17 protein-coding genes are annotated in these 14,993 nt (G+C 58.1%); 10 read left to right on the plus strand and 7 right to left on the minus strand.

The genetic code is table 11. The features are described from left to right. Positions 1 to 9: 9 nt before the first annotated feature. The 3 genes from AC1D13_RS00185 to AC1D13_RS00195 are packed head-to-tail and all read right to left on the minus strand — an operon-like array spanning position 10 to position 2,088. Positions 10 to 678 (minus strand): cupredoxin domain-containing protein, encoded by a 669-nt coding sequence (locus AC1D13_RS00185; protein ID WP_477688735.1) that lies wholly within the window; start codon positions 676 to 678, stop codon positions 10 to 12. Then, positions 675 to 1,133 carry a group I truncated hemoglobin gene (locus AC1D13_RS00190; RefSeq protein ID WP_477688736.1) on the minus strand — a complete coding sequence of 153 codons (459 nt, stop codon included), beginning with the start codon at positions 1,131 to 1,133 and terminating at the stop codon, positions 675 to 677. The genes AC1D13_RS00185 and AC1D13_RS00190 overlap by 4 nt, the downstream gene beginning before the upstream one ends. Before the next feature lie 34 nt (positions 1,134 to 1,167). Continuing rightward, positions 1,168 to 2,088, minus strand: coding sequence for a DUF3034 family protein (locus AC1D13_RS00195; protein ID WP_477688737.1), 921 nt, complete (start codon positions 2,086 to 2,088; stop codon positions 1,168 to 1,170). Between the two features lie 246 nt (positions 2,089 to 2,334). Between AC1D13_RS00195 and AC1D13_RS00200 the strand changes: the two genes are divergently transcribed. Both AC1D13_RS00200 and AC1D13_RS00205 read left to right on the plus strand, forming a co-directional pair. Next, complete coding sequence (locus AC1D13_RS00200) at positions 2,335 to 2,769, plus strand: c-type cytochrome (RefSeq protein WP_457279446.1); 435 nt, start codon at positions 2,335 to 2,337, stop codon at positions 2,767 to 2,769. A 158-nt stretch (positions 2,770 to 2,927) separates the two neighbouring features. Next, positions 2,928 to 3,446 carry a DUF1569 domain-containing protein gene (locus tag AC1D13_RS00205; RefSeq protein ID WP_477688738.1) on the plus strand — a complete coding sequence of 173 codons (519 nt, stop codon included), beginning with the start codon at positions 2,928 to 2,930 and terminating at the stop codon, positions 3,444 to 3,446. Between the two features lie 21 nt (positions 3,447 to 3,467). Here the strand turns inward: AC1D13_RS00205 and AC1D13_RS00210 are convergent, their stop codons facing one another. Beyond that, positions 3,468 to 4,670 carry a Y-family DNA polymerase gene (locus tag AC1D13_RS00210; RefSeq protein WP_477689127.1) on the minus strand — a complete coding sequence of 401 codons (1,203 nt, stop codon included), beginning with the start codon at positions 4,668 to 4,670 and terminating at the stop codon, positions 3,468 to 3,470. Positions 4,671 to 4,943: 273 nt separating this feature from the next. Between AC1D13_RS00210 and AC1D13_RS00215 the strand changes: the two genes are divergently transcribed. The 5 genes from AC1D13_RS00215 (at position 4,944) to AC1D13_RS00235 (ending at position 9,174) form a co-directional block, all read left to right on the plus strand. Further along, positions 4,944 to 5,345 carry a DUF3224 domain-containing protein gene (locus tag AC1D13_RS00215; protein WP_477688739.1) on the plus strand — a complete coding sequence of 134 codons (402 nt, stop codon included), beginning with the start codon at positions 4,944 to 4,946 and terminating at the stop codon, positions 5,343 to 5,345. Positions 5,346 to 5,763: 418 nt separating this feature from the next. Then, positions 5,764 to 7,788 carry a fused MFS/spermidine synthase gene (locus AC1D13_RS00220; protein ID WP_477688740.1) on the plus strand — a complete coding sequence of 675 codons (2,025 nt, stop codon included), beginning with the start codon at positions 5,764 to 5,766 and terminating at the stop codon, positions 7,786 to 7,788. 5 nt (positions 7,789 to 7,793) lie between these two features. Continuing rightward, positions 7,794 to 7,961 carry a hypothetical protein gene (locus AC1D13_RS00225; protein ID WP_477688741.1) on the plus strand — a complete coding sequence of 56 codons (168 nt, stop codon included), beginning with the start codon at positions 7,794 to 7,796 and terminating at the stop codon, positions 7,959 to 7,961. Between the two features lie 323 nt (positions 7,962 to 8,284). Then, positions 8,285 to 8,581: a PadR family transcriptional regulator gene (locus AC1D13_RS00230; protein ID WP_477688742.1), complete on the plus strand. Its 297-nt coding sequence runs from the start codon at positions 8,285 to 8,287 to the stop codon at positions 8,579 to 8,581. Continuing rightward, a complete protein-coding gene (locus tag AC1D13_RS00235; RefSeq protein WP_477688743.1) occupies positions 8,578 to 9,174 on the plus strand; it encodes a hypothetical protein in 597 nt (198 codons plus the stop codon). The genes AC1D13_RS00230 and AC1D13_RS00235 overlap by 4 nt, the downstream gene beginning before the upstream one ends. A gap of 73 nt (positions 9,175 to 9,247) precedes the next feature. Here AC1D13_RS00235 and AC1D13_RS00240 read toward each other — a convergent pair whose 3' ends face one another. Beyond that, entirely contained in the window at positions 9,248 to 10,390 is a 1,143-nt protein-coding gene (locus AC1D13_RS00240) for a ParB/RepB/Spo0J family partition protein (protein WP_477688744.1), read from the minus strand. A gap of 412 nt (positions 10,391 to 10,802) precedes the next feature. On the opposite strand from AC1D13_RS00240, the gene AC1D13_RS00245 reads away from it, so the two are divergent. Together AC1D13_RS00245 and AC1D13_RS00250 are read left to right on the plus strand one after the other, a co-directional pair. Beyond that, positions 10,803 to 11,438 carry a hypothetical protein gene (locus tag AC1D13_RS00245; RefSeq protein WP_477688745.1) on the plus strand — a complete coding sequence of 212 codons (636 nt, stop codon included), beginning with the start codon at positions 10,803 to 10,805 and terminating at the stop codon, positions 11,436 to 11,438. Positions 11,439 to 11,483: 45 nt separating this feature from the next. Continuing rightward, complete coding sequence (locus tag AC1D13_RS00250) at positions 11,484 to 12,014, plus strand: hypothetical protein (RefSeq protein ID WP_477688746.1); 531 nt, start codon at positions 11,484 to 11,486, stop codon at positions 12,012 to 12,014. Between the two features lie 126 nt (positions 12,015 to 12,140). On the opposite strand, the gene AC1D13_RS00255 is transcribed toward AC1D13_RS00250, so the two are convergent. Next, positions 12,141 to 12,821 (minus strand): hypothetical protein, encoded by a 681-nt coding sequence (locus tag AC1D13_RS00255; RefSeq protein ID WP_477688747.1) that lies wholly within the window; start codon positions 12,819 to 12,821, stop codon positions 12,141 to 12,143. A gap of 19 nt (positions 12,822 to 12,840) precedes the next feature. Continuing rightward, positions 12,841 to 13,989, minus strand: a complete 1,149-nt coding sequence (locus AC1D13_RS00260) for an alpha-hydroxy acid oxidase (protein ID WP_457279440.1) — start codon at positions 13,987 to 13,989, stop codon at positions 12,841 to 12,843. Between the two features lie 203 nt (positions 13,990 to 14,192). Between AC1D13_RS00260 and AC1D13_RS00265 the strand changes: the two genes are divergently transcribed. After that, positions 14,193 to 14,993, plus strand: a complete 801-nt coding sequence (locus tag AC1D13_RS00265) for an SPFH domain-containing protein (RefSeq protein WP_457279439.1) — start codon at positions 14,193 to 14,195, stop codon at positions 14,991 to 14,993.

The following is a 14,993-nucleotide window of genomic DNA, read 5'->3' on the forward strand; positions in this document are numbered from 1 at the left end:
GCCGGCCGTTCAAGACCTGCGCCGCCGCGGCACCACGGTAAGCTGCATAACGCTTTTGGCCGGGGAGGCGCTCACCGTGACCTGCTGCGGCGCAATGTCCACCAGCTGGTCGGGGTGCCAGACTTTCAGCTGCGCGGCGCCCTCAGGCAGGTCCTCAAAGCTCGCAATGCCTTCCGGACTGGTTTTGGTTGCCCAGGGGGATTCACTGGCGTAGATATAGCCGCGCATCGAGCCGTGGATAAAACAGCCCAGCAAGGTGGCCCCGACAACGCCGGCCCTGTCCAGCGTCACTTCACTGGACTTGCCCGGTTTTCCGTCGGGCTTGCCTTCCAGCCGCAGTTCGAAGCCGGCATTCGTCGCGTTGAACTGGCCCATGCCGGCAGGTGAGCTGCGCACGTGGTGGTCCCATGGGTCGTTGTTCACAAATTGAATTTTTGCCCCCACGGGAACCACTGTCACTGCGGGAACGAACTGCATCTTTTCCTGGTGAATGGTGGCCTGCGCAGCCGGCGGCGTTCTGGGCTGGGCGCTTTTGTTGGCGGGTGCCACCACGACCACGGCATCCGGCACCGGTTTGCCGTCTTTGTCGAGCACCGACACCGTGAGGCTGGCCGCATGAACCCCTGCGCCGAAAGCGAAGAGCGCGGCGATCGCTGTGAGCTGGATTATTTGTTTCATGGTTTGGCTGCCGTCTCGGTGGGCGTGATGATGTCGCGGTTCATGGGAGCCAGCAGCGCCAGCATTTCATTCTGTTTGCGAAAAGGGATGCCCCTGGCATCCATGCTTTGCTGCAGCACCTCCACCAGGGCGTGAAAGTCCGACTTCTTGATATCAAGGTTGGCATGCGCGCTTTTCATGTCTGCGCCCTTGTAGGCACAAGGGCCGCCGCTCAGGGCGCAGAGCTGGTCGACCAGCTGCTCTTTCACGCGCTGCTGGTTCGACGGCTTGAAATGCGGCCCGGTGCGCGGGTCGGCCAGCAGGCGAACCATGAAGTCGTCCATCAGCGCGACCAGGCCGGCTTTTTCACCGAAGGCCTTGTAAAGCTGGTCGTCCTTGGAGGCTGTCTGGGCAAATGCAGATCCGGCCACTAGCAGGCCTGCTGCGAGCGCAAAAGAAACAAAAGGGTTTTTCATGGGGCGATTCCTTGAAGGGGGTGGTTCGTCGGGCTTAAAAAGCGACCTGGGCCGAGAGGTAGTAGCCGGTCTGCTTCCGGCTTCCTGTTGTGGCCGGCACGATCACGCCCAGGTCCACATACGCCAGCGTGAGCGAAAGATTTTTGGTGGGTGCCCAGGCAATAAAGATGTCTTTCCAGTCTTCAGAGCGCAGGCCGTTGCCCAGGCCGGCCGCGCGGCCGGCGCCCTCGAGCTTGTTGCGCATGAAGCGGTATTCGGCGCCGATGGCGATGTTTTTGCTGATCAAGTAGGCGACGGAAAATTCCGGCTGCAGCGTGTACTTGTCTTCGTTGCCGCCCAGCGTGGCGCCGTAGCCCAGCAGCCCGTTCTGGTTGGCCTTGGTTGCGCGCAGCGTGCCGTTGACCAGCAGGCTCTGGCCCAGGAAGAGTTTGGTGGCGCTGACATACACATCCACGCCGTGGCGTTTGGCGCCCAGTGCATTGAGTGTGGGGTCCAGCCCGGTGGATCCCAGCGTCTTGTACTGCACGCCGACTGCCACCTGCGGCATCAGCGTGTCGCTGTCCAGGATGGCATCGCCCAGCACGCGAACCTTGGCGCCGACGATGGTCTGCTTCAGGTGCAGCCCGGGCAGGCCCAGGGCCACGCCGGTGCCGCGGGTGTTGAAGTCCTGCTGCGCAATTGACAGCTCGTAGCGGTCATGGATGCCGACAGCCGCGCCGTACACATTCAGGCCGTAGTCGGTGGTGCCGGCGTGGGTGACATAGGCAGAGCCGCCAATCTCATCTGCCGTGGCGTTGCTGCCGATGACAGCCCAGGGCGTGAGGCCGCCGCCGGCCGCGCCTTCAATGGTGCTGACACCGCCGGTCAGGAGGAGCTTGCCGGTGTCGGCGTGGGCGCCGGCGCAAAGCAGGGTGAGCAGGCTGGCAATCAGGGGGGGTGATACGGAGTGGCGCATGGTGATCCTGTGGGTGGAAAGGAAAAAGCCGGTTGCCGGCGTCAATGGAAGTGAACCTGTGTGGAATACGGCAAACCGGATTCACTGGATTCAATGAAACGAAAAAAAGATGCGAAAAGAAGCTGGGTCGCTCTTCGAAAGGCTGAATCCGCGGGCCGGCCGTCAACGTATTCAGAACAGCTTGCGGGATGGCCTGGCAGATTGCATGGCTTTCCCACCCGTCAAAACCAGTGTCTGGAGTGCCGAATGCCTGCTTGTTCCCTGTTCATGCGCAATGCGCGTCATCTTTTTAGTACCGTGGCGGCACTGACGCTCTTTGGCGTGAGCGGTGCCCCGCTATGGGCCCAAACGGCGCCCGAACGCGAATGGGTCACACCGCCACCCGGCAATGTGGCGCGCGGCATGGCCCTGTACCAGGCTCGCTGCACGGCCTGCCATGCGGTCGACAGCAACAAGATCGGGCCCGCGCACCGCGGTGTGATGGGCCGCCGCGTGGGCAGCCTGCCTGGGTACAAATATTCAGACGAATTGGCCCGGTCTCGGCTGCGCTGGACGCCGCAAACCCTCAACGCCTGGCTGGAAGACCCTGAGCAACTGGTGGCCGGCCAGCGCATGGGCTTTCAGGTGGAAAGCGCGGCGGAGCGCGCCGACCTGATTGCCTACCTGGCCACGCTGAAATGAACAGACCGCTATCAATTCAGGAGCTGCTTGCGCTTGTCCTGCCTGCCTGGAAGGCCTTTTCTTCATAAACTCTTTGTTCCGTGGCCCATGAGAGAAACGCCAGCCCGCCCTGATGCCGCAGCAAATGGGGCCCTGTGGGGACTGCTACCATCGCAGTCATGAAACGACGCGACTTTCTGGCCACCACCACGCTGGCTTTCACCGGAGGATTTGCCATGGCTGATTTGCCCAAAGTCCAGTCACTGGATGAAGCGTTGCGCTGGCTGGACAAGGTCGACCAGGCCGCCAGCGTCAAAACCACCGGCCAATGGCCCCTGGTGTCGGTGCTGGAGCACATGGCGCAAAGCGTGGAAATGAGCCTGGACGGTTTTCCGCAGCCGAAAAGCGCGGTGTTCCAGAACACGGCGGGCGCCGCGGCCTTTGCCTTTTTCAAATGGCGCGGGCAAATGAGCCACAGCCTGAGCGAGCCCATCCCGGGCGCTGCGGCGCTCAGCCGTGAAGGCGACTGGGGGCCCGCCTCGGCGCGGCTGCGCGCGGCCATTGCCCGCTTCGCCGGGCACCAGGGCGCGCTCAAGCCGCACTTTGCCTACGGCGCACTCAGCAAGGCTGATTTTTCACTTGCCCACACCTTCCATATCGCCAACCACCAGGATGAGATCGTGCTGGTGGCGCGCTAGAAGAACTGGTTAAAAAGCTGGTTAGAAAAGCTGGTCGGTTGCTATCGATTCAGGAGCTGCTTGCGCATGAACTGATTGGGCTGCAGGCACTTTTTGTTCAAAAACGCCTTCTTCGCCGGGCTTGGCCAGCGTGGAAGCGCGAACACCCAGCAGGCGCAGCTTTTTGTCCAGCGGCACCCGTTTGAGGCACAGGCCCGCCAGCTGGCGGATGGTTTTCCCGTCCGCGGTGTACGTGTCTGAGGTCTGGTCGCGCGTCGCGATCTTGAAGTCGTCGTAGCGCAGCTTGATGCCGATGGTCTTGGCCACATAACCCTTGCGCTGCAGGTCTTCGCCCAGCCTTTCGCACAGGTCGGTGAAGATCGCGCCCAGCGTTGCCTTGTCGCGCACCGCATGCAGGTCACGGTCAAAAGTGGTTTCGCGGCTCATGCTGACCGGCTCGCTCTCGGTGACCACCGGGCGGTCGTCGCGGCCCCAGGCGGCCTCGTGCATCCAGGCGCCGGTGGCCTTGCCGAAGTTGTCGATGAGCCATTGCGGGTCTTGTGTGGCCAGCTCGCCGATGGTGTGGATGTGCAGCCTCGCCAGTTTTTCGCCGGACTTCGGGCCGATGCCGTTGATCTTGCGTACGTGCAATGGCCAGATTTTTTCCTGCAGGTCAGCTTCGTAAATGATGGAAATGCCGTTGGGCTTGTTGAACTCGCTCGCCATCTTGGCCAGCAGCTTGTTGGGCGCCACGCCGACGGAGCAGGTCAGGCCCGTCTTTTCAAAAATCGCCTTCTGGATGAGCCGGGCCAGCACGCGCCCGCCTTCACGCTGGCCGCCGGGCACGTCGGTGAAGTCAACGTAGACCTCGTCCACGCCGCGGTCCTGCATGAGCGGCGCGATGTCGGTGATGGTGCTTTTGAAGAGCTGCGAGTATTTGCGGATTTCCGAAAAATCCACCGGCAGCACGATGGCCTGCGGGCACAGCTTGGCGGCCTTCATCATGCCCATGGCCGAGCCCACGCCGAACTGCCGCGCCGCATAGGTGGCGGTGGTGATAACGCCGCGGCCCACATAGTCCTTCAGCAGCGGAAAACTTTCGACCGGAATAAAGCGCAGCGCGCGCTCACCCTGCGCCGCGCGCAGCTCCTCGTCAACCTTGCGCCAGCCGCCGCCTATGACGACCGGCAGGCCCTTGAGCTGTGGGTAGCGCAGCAGCTCGACGGAGGCGAAAAACGCGTCCATGTCGAGGTGGGCAATGCGGCGGATTTTGGGTGCGGAGGAGGGGGACGAGGCGCTCACCCGGCAAGCATAGCAATTCGCAATGGCTTGCGCGCGGGCGCCCCGACACGATTTGGCCCTATTTGGCTCGCGCAGCCGCAAGGCTCATGCGCTCATTGGCACGGCGCGGGCCAGGCTTTTCGGGCAGTGGTAAGCGGGCGTCAACAATCGCGTGAGACTGCCGGGCTCTGGCATCATGGCCGGCTTGCCCACTCCTCTTGTCGAAAGTGAAACGCTATGCCCTCCCACGCCACCGGAATTTTTGAAGTCAAGCTCGCGCCGCAACCGCTGGCGAATGCGGATGCCGGGCCGCTGATGGGCCGGCTGTCCATCAACAAGACCTTCAGCGGTGACCTGCAGGCCACCAGCCAGGGCGAAATGCTCAGCGCAGGCACGACCATCAAAGGCTCGGCCGGTTATGTCGCGATGGAGCGCGTGACCGGAACGCTCCACGGCAAGAGCGGCAGCTTCGTGCTGCAGCACAGCGGCACCATGAACCGCGGCGCGCCGCAATTGACCGTCAGCGTCGTGCCCGATTCCGGCACCGGCGAGCTGGTGGGCCTCACGGGCACGCTCACCATCCAGATCGCTGATGGCAAGCATTCGTATGCCATGGACTATGAAGTTGCGCCCGGGTGACTTGAGCCCTTGTCATTTCCGCGTCACGTCGAAATATCCGGGATACCCGATCCTTAAGGGAAATCGGCCTCTAGCCCTTCAACCGCATGGGCGAGTAGCTACCAAAAAAATAGCAATCTATCTGAGATGCCCCTGGGGGCCTGGCGGCGTGCGCAGGTGCAGTCGGTGTGAACAGCCGTAGGGTCGTTATCGGCACGTGCTTGCCAGTGCGCCACTGGCTCGAGAATGATGAAAACAAGGGATCCGTGCCCTGGCATCGATATTGCACGCGGCGACCCTGCTGGTGCGTTGATGCAAGAAGTTGAAGGCCGCCACATTATTTCGCCCTCCAGTAGCTCAATTGGTAATTGAACCGCGGAGCGTGCGAAGCCAGCGTTTGAAGTTGTCTTAAAAAAACAGTTTAGAAAGTGCTTGAATAATGTCCGCATACATCAAGGCGTTATTCGCCAGTACCATCTTCGTTAGCGCCTTCCTGTTGTTTCTGGTTCAACCCATCATTGCCAAGCAGATATTGCCTTGGTTTGGGGGGTCGGCTACTGTGTGGTCAATCTGCATGGTGTTCTTCCAGGTTGTATTGCTCCTGGGCTATATGTATTCGGACTGGACCACGCGCCGGCTTAGCGTCCGTGCGCAAACATGGTTGCATGTCGGTCTGCTGCTGCTAAGCCTCGCGTTTCTTCCCATCATTACCAGTACGCACTGGAAGCCAACCGGCGACGAAAGCCCGACCCTGTGGATTCTCGGCCTGTTGGCCGGAACCATTGGCCTGCCGTACTTCCTGCTGTCTACTACCGGCCCCTTGGTGCAATCCTGGATCACACGCACGACGTGGGGTGCGCAGGTATACCGCTATTTCGCTTTATCGAACTTCGCGTCATTGGCTTCGCTGCTTAGCTATCCAGTGCTGATTGAGCCACACAGCACACTGATGCGGCAGGCAACTATCTGGTCGGCAGCATATGGTCTCTTTGTCGTTTTATGCATAGGCACGACGCTGTATGTATCGCGTTGTGTGCCTATGCCTGCATCAGCTCAAGTAACAAGCACTGCTGAGCCAGCAGCGCGGCCGCGTGTTTATCACTACCTGTTGTGGGCCGCACTACCCGCGCTGGGATCGTGGCTGTTGCTCGCTATTACCAACCACATAACGCAGAACGTGGCGGCAATTCCCTTCCTGTGGGTCGTTCCGCTTTCGGTTTACCTGCTGACATTTGTATTGGCTTTTGAGAGCGACAAATGGTACCGCCGGCAGGTGTTCCTGCCGGTCGCTGCGATCATGCTCGTCTTGTGTGCCTTCGGCCTGCAACACGATATCGGTTTCAATGTGAAAACCGCGCTACCCCTCTATATCGTTGGCCTGTTCGCTCTATGCATGTTCTTGCATGGCGAGATGGCGCGCCTGCGCCCCGGGGCCGCCTACCTCACGCGGTTTTACCTCATGCTGTCGCTCGGCGGTGCTCTCGGCGGGATAAGCGTAGGCCTGGTCGCGCCGCATGTGCTGTCGGGGTATTACGAATTAGGTCTCGGGCTGGTGCTGTGCGCAGTGGTCGCTGCGGTGCTGTGGCGCCACCAACGTGTTGGCCTGGTCTTTTCGCTTTTTTTGGCCGGATGCTGCGCGTGGTTCCTGGCCCAACAGGTGCAAGCGGACACGACGGGCGCTCGCCGCATGGAACGCAATTTCTACGGCACCTTACAGACCCTGGACACGAAGGGTGCCAGCGCCGAAGATCGCGTGCGCCAGCTGTACCATGGCTCGGTCAAGCACGGCGAGCAGTATCTTGCCGCAGCGCGTCGGCGGGAACCGACTACCTACTACGGAATTACCTCGGGGATCGGGCGAGCGATTGCCGCCGCACCGTCGGGCCCGCGTCGTGTTGGCTTGATTGGGCTCGGTGCCGGCACGCTGGCGGTGTACGGGCGACCGGGAGATATCTACCGGGTTTATGAAATCAACCCCTTGGTCTTTGATCTGGCGGATGAGGAATTTACTTTTTTATCCGACAGTTTGGCCCGTATCGAACGAGTGCCAGGTGATGCGCGGCTTGCCATGGAGCGCGAGACCCCGCAGAAATTTGACGTGTTGGCCGTCGATGCCTTTTCGGGCGACTCGGTGCCCGTCCACCTGATCACTACCGAGGCCATGGACGTCTACTTGCGTCACATGCAGCCAAACGGTGTGATCGCCTTCCACGTGACCAACCGTTTTCTGGCTTTGGCGCCGGTGGTGGAACGCATCGCATCAGCCAGAGGCCTGCACTCGGTATTGATCCATGACGAAGCGGAAAATTCAGATTTACGCCGCACCGACTGGGTACTGGTGTCTCGTGATCCTCAGGCGCTGGCGCGCGAATCGATTCGTGGCGCGATCTCTGCGTCAAAGCCGATCGCTGGCTTGGTGCCTTGGACGGACGACTTCAGCAATCTTTTCGGCGTGCTGAAGTAGGGCGCATGCATTCCAAAGCCGCTTCAGCTGTCCTCGGCGGGGCGCGCTGTTGCAGCGTGTCAGCGAGAGGGTTTGTCGACGGCGCCCAGCGCTACCTGGACTCGCTGCCGGAACAGGCGCAAGGTTGGCTGGGCGCACCGCGCGACCGCCAGATCGGCGCGCCATCACTCTGATGCACGGCGACCCAGCCCTGGACGCGGGTCCACCGCGCATGAAGACGTTCTGCGCACTTGGCGATCCATTGGGTAGGTAAAAGCGGTTCCATCAGGAGGAAATCTTGGCGGTTGGCTGTATTTTTATACAGTAAATTTGGCAATGAAAGTAATGAATTACTCTATCTTATGTTTGTAAGATATAATTTAGTTGTCAGCTAGTCTGACAACCAAAACACATACTCAAACTCATACCCAACTCAAACGCTCAAACTCCATCAAATCAAAGTCCAGCCTCAACCTCTAGCCCAACTAAACCACTCAAAACCACATCCATACAACTTATGAACATCACAAGGAAAGAAGCCATCATTCTTGGACAGCTCGCTGCCTCTGCCGGCTCTGAGTTGTACGGGCTTGAAATGGTCAAGGCGTCTAACGACGAATTGAAACTTGGCACTGTTTACGTCACGCTCAGCCGCTTGGAGACCAAGGGGTTTGTGGAAGGGCGTCGGGAGGAAGATCCCAATCGGACGGTGCCCCGCAGGCTTTACAAAATCACTGGAGCCGGCAGGCGTAGCTACATGGCATGGAGTGCCGCAATGGCAGTCTATAACCATGAAATTGGAGTAACAACATGAGCGATGAAGTTCAGAAGACCGCCTCTAAAATCCACAGCTCTTTCACCACTAATGAGGGAGCCCCTGCGGATGTGAAAGCGTTTCAAGAAGGTTTGCATAAGTACGGACGTGCCAACAAAAATTTAGATATTTTTGGGTCCGACCCGAACCTGAAAGGACTCAAGCAATTCCAGCATCAACTAACGGTGGTGGTCGACGAGGCATATGAGGGAAGTGTCGTAGAGATAACAACAAGAATGGAAATAACAGCGAGACTGGAAGCAGAAGCCGACTTATTTGCAAACGTCTTCTTGAAGCGCACTTCCCAGGCGCTGGGGCTCAAACGCGGCGTAAAAGTTGAGCGGGCGCCAGGATTTGGAACGCGAGATTTCCTCGGTCATTTTTGCCAGAAAAATTTCCGGGAGCGTGTATTGGAACCGCTGCATGCCGAGGCGCTGGTCGACTATCAGGACGCGTTAGCAAAGAAGGATTTTTCCAGGGCGAAGCATGTGCGTTACATGATCTATTTCTGGATGCTCACGACGATGCTGAAGGGTGCGTTGTCGTGGGTCACCGGCAAGCTGTCATTCAAAGTTGGGACATCAGGAGACTGATGCTGAAAGCAATAAAAAAGGGCCTTTTGGCCCTTTTTTTTGGTCTGAAGGCGACGTACGTTTTTGCGTTCCGTCATTTTCGATTGGTGCTTAGGTTCGCAAATGGGCTGTTAGAGTTTCCGGTCTTTTGCTTGATGCCATCCTCAATTGACTCCAGGTGACCAGGTACCTGACTAAATATCGTGATGAAACCGAAAACCTCGCCGAATACTGTTTGCATCAAGTGCAGATCTCCTGATTTATCCACTGAGTATTTGTAGTCGAACTGGTCTTTCAAGTCCTTCCCTCCTCGCTCTTTCGGTGAAGACATAGAGACTACAGTCGAAAGTAGATCAAGTGCTGGAATGCTTCCGTGCTCCATTTTTTCCGCATTGGTGAACCACTTAAACATGATCCCCGCATCGGATGGAAATATCGCCCCGGTGTTCATGTAGTAGACCGCCTTAGTCAGCTTTGCCGCAAGCGTTCCTACACATTTGTGCATTTCGTCGGTCACGTTTGCGATGCCTAAGTCTTGGTATGTTTCCCCCGGACCTGGGTGCATGCCAACGCGGCGCGCCCTAGAGCGTTTCTCACTCACAGTCATATCAAACATTTTTTTCAACGCATCTGGGAATCGTCGGTTAACCATTCGCATCAATCCAGCGCCCTTTTGAATCGTCGCTGAATCTTGTTTCGACGGGTCCAACTGCGCAAGGAAGGCCACCATTAGGTCATCATCAGAAGTCCCGCCGTTACACGCATCACACGCTGAAAACGAATACCCCTCGGGCCATTGTCGGTTCCTGAAAAGCGCTCGCGGTGGGCAATGTTCTTCTGTAGTTGCGGTACGCCCACCCCCACAGAAGATGCAGGGCTTACCCGCAAGCAGCAAGGCCCTCTTTCGTCGGATGCCATCGCCCATATGTATTCCCGTTTTAACCGAATAGTCGCATTCTGCATGGCATCCAGCAAATTTCATTGCCCGTGCATCAGCTGATGCACCTCGCCGGCTATTCCAGCCCAGGTTCTCCACCGAAGCTGCCAGGTGTTTTGAAACCCAGGATTTGGACTTCTTCACCAACTGGCAAATCTCGGTCAACGTCTTGCCCTGGTCAGCCAAGCTGCGCAAAGCCGCTGCCAGCTCCATCAAGGACAAATCCTCCCGCTGCACGTTCTCCACCAATTGGAGGATGCCCGCCCGCAGATCGTCCGCTTCACCGATCAGCGCCGGCACATGGCTAAACCCAGCCAGGCGCGCAGCCCTTCCTCGTTCCCCCGAGTAGGGGGCGGAGGGGGGTGCTGGTAGTTCAACAAGAAAAAACCGGGATGACCCGGTTGCCGCTGTATTAAAAATCCCCCCACAAGTGCCCCTCACACCGGGACGGGGTCTTGTGGGGGGATTCAGCGGCCACCGGGGCAGTCCGGTTTTTTCACAGCGTTAGGCCTGGAGCCTGCAGCCGACGTGACACAAAGCGTAGCGACTGGCACCAAAAAGGGTGCAGCCAGGCCGGATTGTTGGGAGCAGAGATGAAGCACCAGAGAATCCGCTATGTGGTCCGCGTTAATCCATTCGAAGGAGGTGGCGAACGGACTCCGCGCCTAGAATGATTCGGGCAGATTTGCAATGCCAAATTCGGAGAACTGTTGTGGACGCACTCACTAAGAAAAAAACTGATCGCTTTCTATTCCTCAATCGACTCTACGAGCTCACTGGCGGAGATAAGCTCATCTACGAAGATATGGGAGAAATTGGTAGGCAACTAGGTTTATCACGCGAAGAGATTCGAAACGTCATGAATTACTTGGACGGCGAAGGGCTCGCGATGTACCGCGGAATTGGCGGACAAATCGCCATGACTCATGCGGGAGTTGTGCAAGTCGAAAAAGCGCTTTCGAAGCCTGAAATCCAGACGGAATACTTCCCACCGGTGGTGAATATCCTGAATATTCAAAGCATGATTGGTTCTCAAATTCAACAAGGAACGCACGGAAGCACACAGTCGCAGACGATTTCAGTGAAGGATATTGCAGCTATTGAAAATTTATTGACGCAAGTTAAAAGTGCCCTTGGGAGTCTTCAGATGCAAGATGAAGTCCATAGGGAAGCTGAAGCTGAGATCCAAACAGTCGAAGCGCAATTGAAGTCAAGTAAACCCAAATCGGCGATCATTCGTGAATCGCTTGTAACACTGCGTGCATTGATCGAAGGTGTAGCATCCAACGCCTTGGCGGCAGGCCTCCTCCCGCTATTCGTCCCCGTCGCGGCGGCGCTGGGCTTTTGAGTCTGGACCAGTTGTAGGCTCACCGTAGGCAAACTTCCTTACTCAATGAGCGACCTATCAATCTTCATCTCTCTTTTGGCGTTTGGAGTGTCAATAGCAGGCTTCACCATATCGTTGTTGGGCTATAGACGAGACCGCAGCAAGCTTCGCGTTTGGAGTCGTATCTTCTGGCAACACAATGGGCCTGACCCAGAAACCCCTGTGATGCATGTAACCATTGCAAACGTAGGTCGCCGTCCTGTTGCGGTCCTCAATTTGGTGATGTATGCAGGGCGAGTTAAGTGGTGGAGGTCAATACAACAGCCTGTTTTATCCAATCCTGTTGTCAACACGCATGAGCAAATCCAAGAGTTCAAGCGCAAGTCTCTTGCTCACCTCTTAGCTCAGAAGCTTGCTGAAGGTGAAATACTGGAAATGACCTTTCAACCCGAAAATTGCTCGGACTTTATTTCTACCCATGACGACCAGTGGCTACAAGCTTCACGTTTAGAGATTGAGGATGTCTCAGGAAGACTGCACGCTATTAAAGGTTCGAAAGAAAATTTAGCAATCCTTTTCAAAGCCTGGCGTCCCTAAATTTTGCTGCGCAAGCTTGAGTGACCTGAGTGGCTACATTTTTGATAGCAACTCTAGCGAAGGTTTTGATAGCTTGCAGGACGTTCCCTGTTGGAACTAACAGGTTAAGCCACCGCTTTCGAGCTCTCACGCTAGGTCATTTGTGCTGGCTGCATAGGCCAGTTGATAGCGGCCTGCCAACGCGCCGGCCCGGGCGCCGTGGCTCTCAATGTCTTCACCGAACGACTCTCGTTGCAGAGCGTCCAGCGCCGACGCCTCATAGGCCACGGCAACCACGATCCAGTCGGCCGCCTTGTCTTTGCCGCCGCGAATCTGCTGCTCCTTGGTGCTGGCGGCTTGCGGTGTCTCTGTGCGCAGCACATGAAACGCGACGCCGCCAGGCTGGCTGACAAATTCCGCCGCAAGCGCGGATAAGTGGCCCAGCAATTCCGCATCCCGGCCTTCGGCAGGCGATAGCCGCACTGTCAGCGCGTGGCGGCCGATACCGCCGCCCGTGCTGTGCAGCAGCCGGCACTGGCTTCGGACCATGCCCTGGTGGTGCGGCATCATCTTCGTGGACCAGGGTGTTGGGTTGTTCAGGCGTTCCAGGTAGTCGGTCGACGTGAGGGTCTCGTAGTCCTCCAGTTCATACAGGACGAAGAAGCCTTCTGCGTTGTCAATGCTGGACCAGCGTGAACCCCGCAGAAAACCCTTGATGCCCATGCGCTCGGGAAAGTGCTCATGGGAATGCCAGTGTTCGAACTCCTCGCGGTGTTCTGCTGCCATGTTCCACCACATCGCAACGGCGGCTTGTCCCAGGAAAGCCATGGTGTTTACCGCCTCAGGCTCAGTAAGTACCCGGCACAAAGATGCTGGTGTCCACCGACTTGATGTCGGTGCGCCCACAGAAGGCCATGGTCAGGTCCAGCTCCTTGTGGATGATCTGCAGCGCCTTGGTTACGCCTTCTTCGCCCATGGCGCCCAGGCCGTAGAGGAAGGCGCGGCCGATGTAGGTGCCCTTGGCACCCAGGGCGGTGGCTTTCAGCACATCCTGGCCGGAGCGGATGCCGCCGTCCATGTGGACCTCGATCTGGTTGCCCACTGCCGCGACGATCTCGGGCAGGCAGGAAATGGAAGACATGGCGCCATCGAGCTGGCGGCCGCCGTGGTTGGAGACCACCAGCGCATCGGCGCCCGAATTGACGGCGAGCTTGGCGTCTTCAACGTCCTGGATGCCTTTGAGGATCAATTTGCCGCCCCAGCGCTTTTTGATCCACTCCACGTCGCCCCAGTTGAGGGCCGGGTCGAACTGTTTGGCCGTCCACTCAGAGAGCGAGCCCATGTTCTCGACACCCTTGACGTGGCCCACGATATTGCCGAAGCCGTGGCGCTTGGTACCCAGCATACCCAGCCCCCAGCGCGGCTTGGTCATCAGGTTGAGGATGGTGGAGAGCGTCGGCTTGGGCGGAGCGCTCAGGCCGTTCTTCAAGTCTTTGTGGCGCTGGCCGAGGATCTGCAAATCGAGCGTGAGCACCAGTGCCGAGCAGTTGGCTGCCTTGGCGCGGTCGATCAGGCTTTCAATGAAGGCGCGGTCCTTCATCACGTAGAGCTGGAACCAGAAGGGGTGGCGGTCTGTGCCGGCGGCCACGTCTTCGATGGAGCAGATGCTCATGGTCGACAGTGTGAACGGGATGCCGAATTTTTTGGCCGCGCGGGCGCCCAGGATTTCGCCGTCGGCGTGCTGCATGCCTGTGAGGCCCGTGGGCGCGATAGCGACCGGCATGGCTACCGGCTGGCCGATCATGGTGGTGGCTGTGCTGCGGTTTTCCATGTTGACGGCCACGCGCTGGCGCAGCTTGATCTTCTGGAAGTCGCTTTCGTTGGCGCGGTAGGTGCTTTCCGTCCAAGAGCCCGAGTCGGCGTAGTCGTAAAACATGCGGGGTACCCGCTTTTTGGCCAGGACGCGCAGGTCTTCGATGTTGGTGATCACGGGCATGGGGTCTCCAGACGACAGTTTTTTTGGGGAAGCTGCCGCCATGGTAGCGCCCGTGTTTGCGTTCTTGCGTGAATTCTGGTCCCGAGGCTTTGAAATTATTGATAAGCCACTGTCCCGCATAATCTGCGCCGGTGCGCCCCGGTGGCGCTACCTCAACAAAAAGCGGCGACCAGGGCCTGTTCGCCAATACCAGGGAATTACCTATGCAACGCACTCTCTTCACACTGATTCCAGTCCTGACGCTCGCATTGCTGGCCGGATGTACCCGCATTGAAACCGGCGAGGTGGGCTTGCGCATCAACTTTGACAAAACCACAGACCCGACCGAGCGTCTGCCGGGCTCCTTTAACCAGACGCTGATCGGCGATATCCTGACCTTCAAGATTCAGGACGTGGCGGTGGCCGTGGACAACATGACCCCGCTGGCGTCTGACAACTCAACCGTCAAGGACTTTGACATGACCGTTGTCTACAACGTCAACCCGACGGCGGTGTCCGAGTTATGGACCACCAAAAACAGGACGTTTCACGGTTTGTCTGAAAAAGGCAACGACATCTTGCTGATGCAGAACTATGTGGCGATGAGCGCGCGCAACGCGGCTTACAAGGTGGCGCGCGAATATGAGTCGCTCAAGATGGCCGACAACCGGCCGGCGATTGAGCAGAAAATCCGCGAAAACGTCATCAAGACGCTGACCGAGGAAAAGCTGGCGGACAAGATCACGGTTTCCCAGATCCAGGTGCGTGCCATTACCCCCGCCGATGTGATTGTTCAGAGTGCCAACGAATTGGTGCGGGCGCAAAACGAGCTGAAAACCAAGGAAGTTGAAGTCCAGACCGCCAAAAAAGAAGCGGAGCGCATTGCTGCCTTGAACGCTAACGCGGGCGCAATTGGCTACATGAACGCCATGGCCAACCTGAAGATCGCCGAAGGCGTTGCCGCAGGCAAGGTGCATACCATTGTGGTGCCCTATGACTTCAAGGGCATCGTGAACGCAAAGTGA

It is taken from the genome of Polaromonas sp. P1_E12 (genome assembly GCF_056405975.1).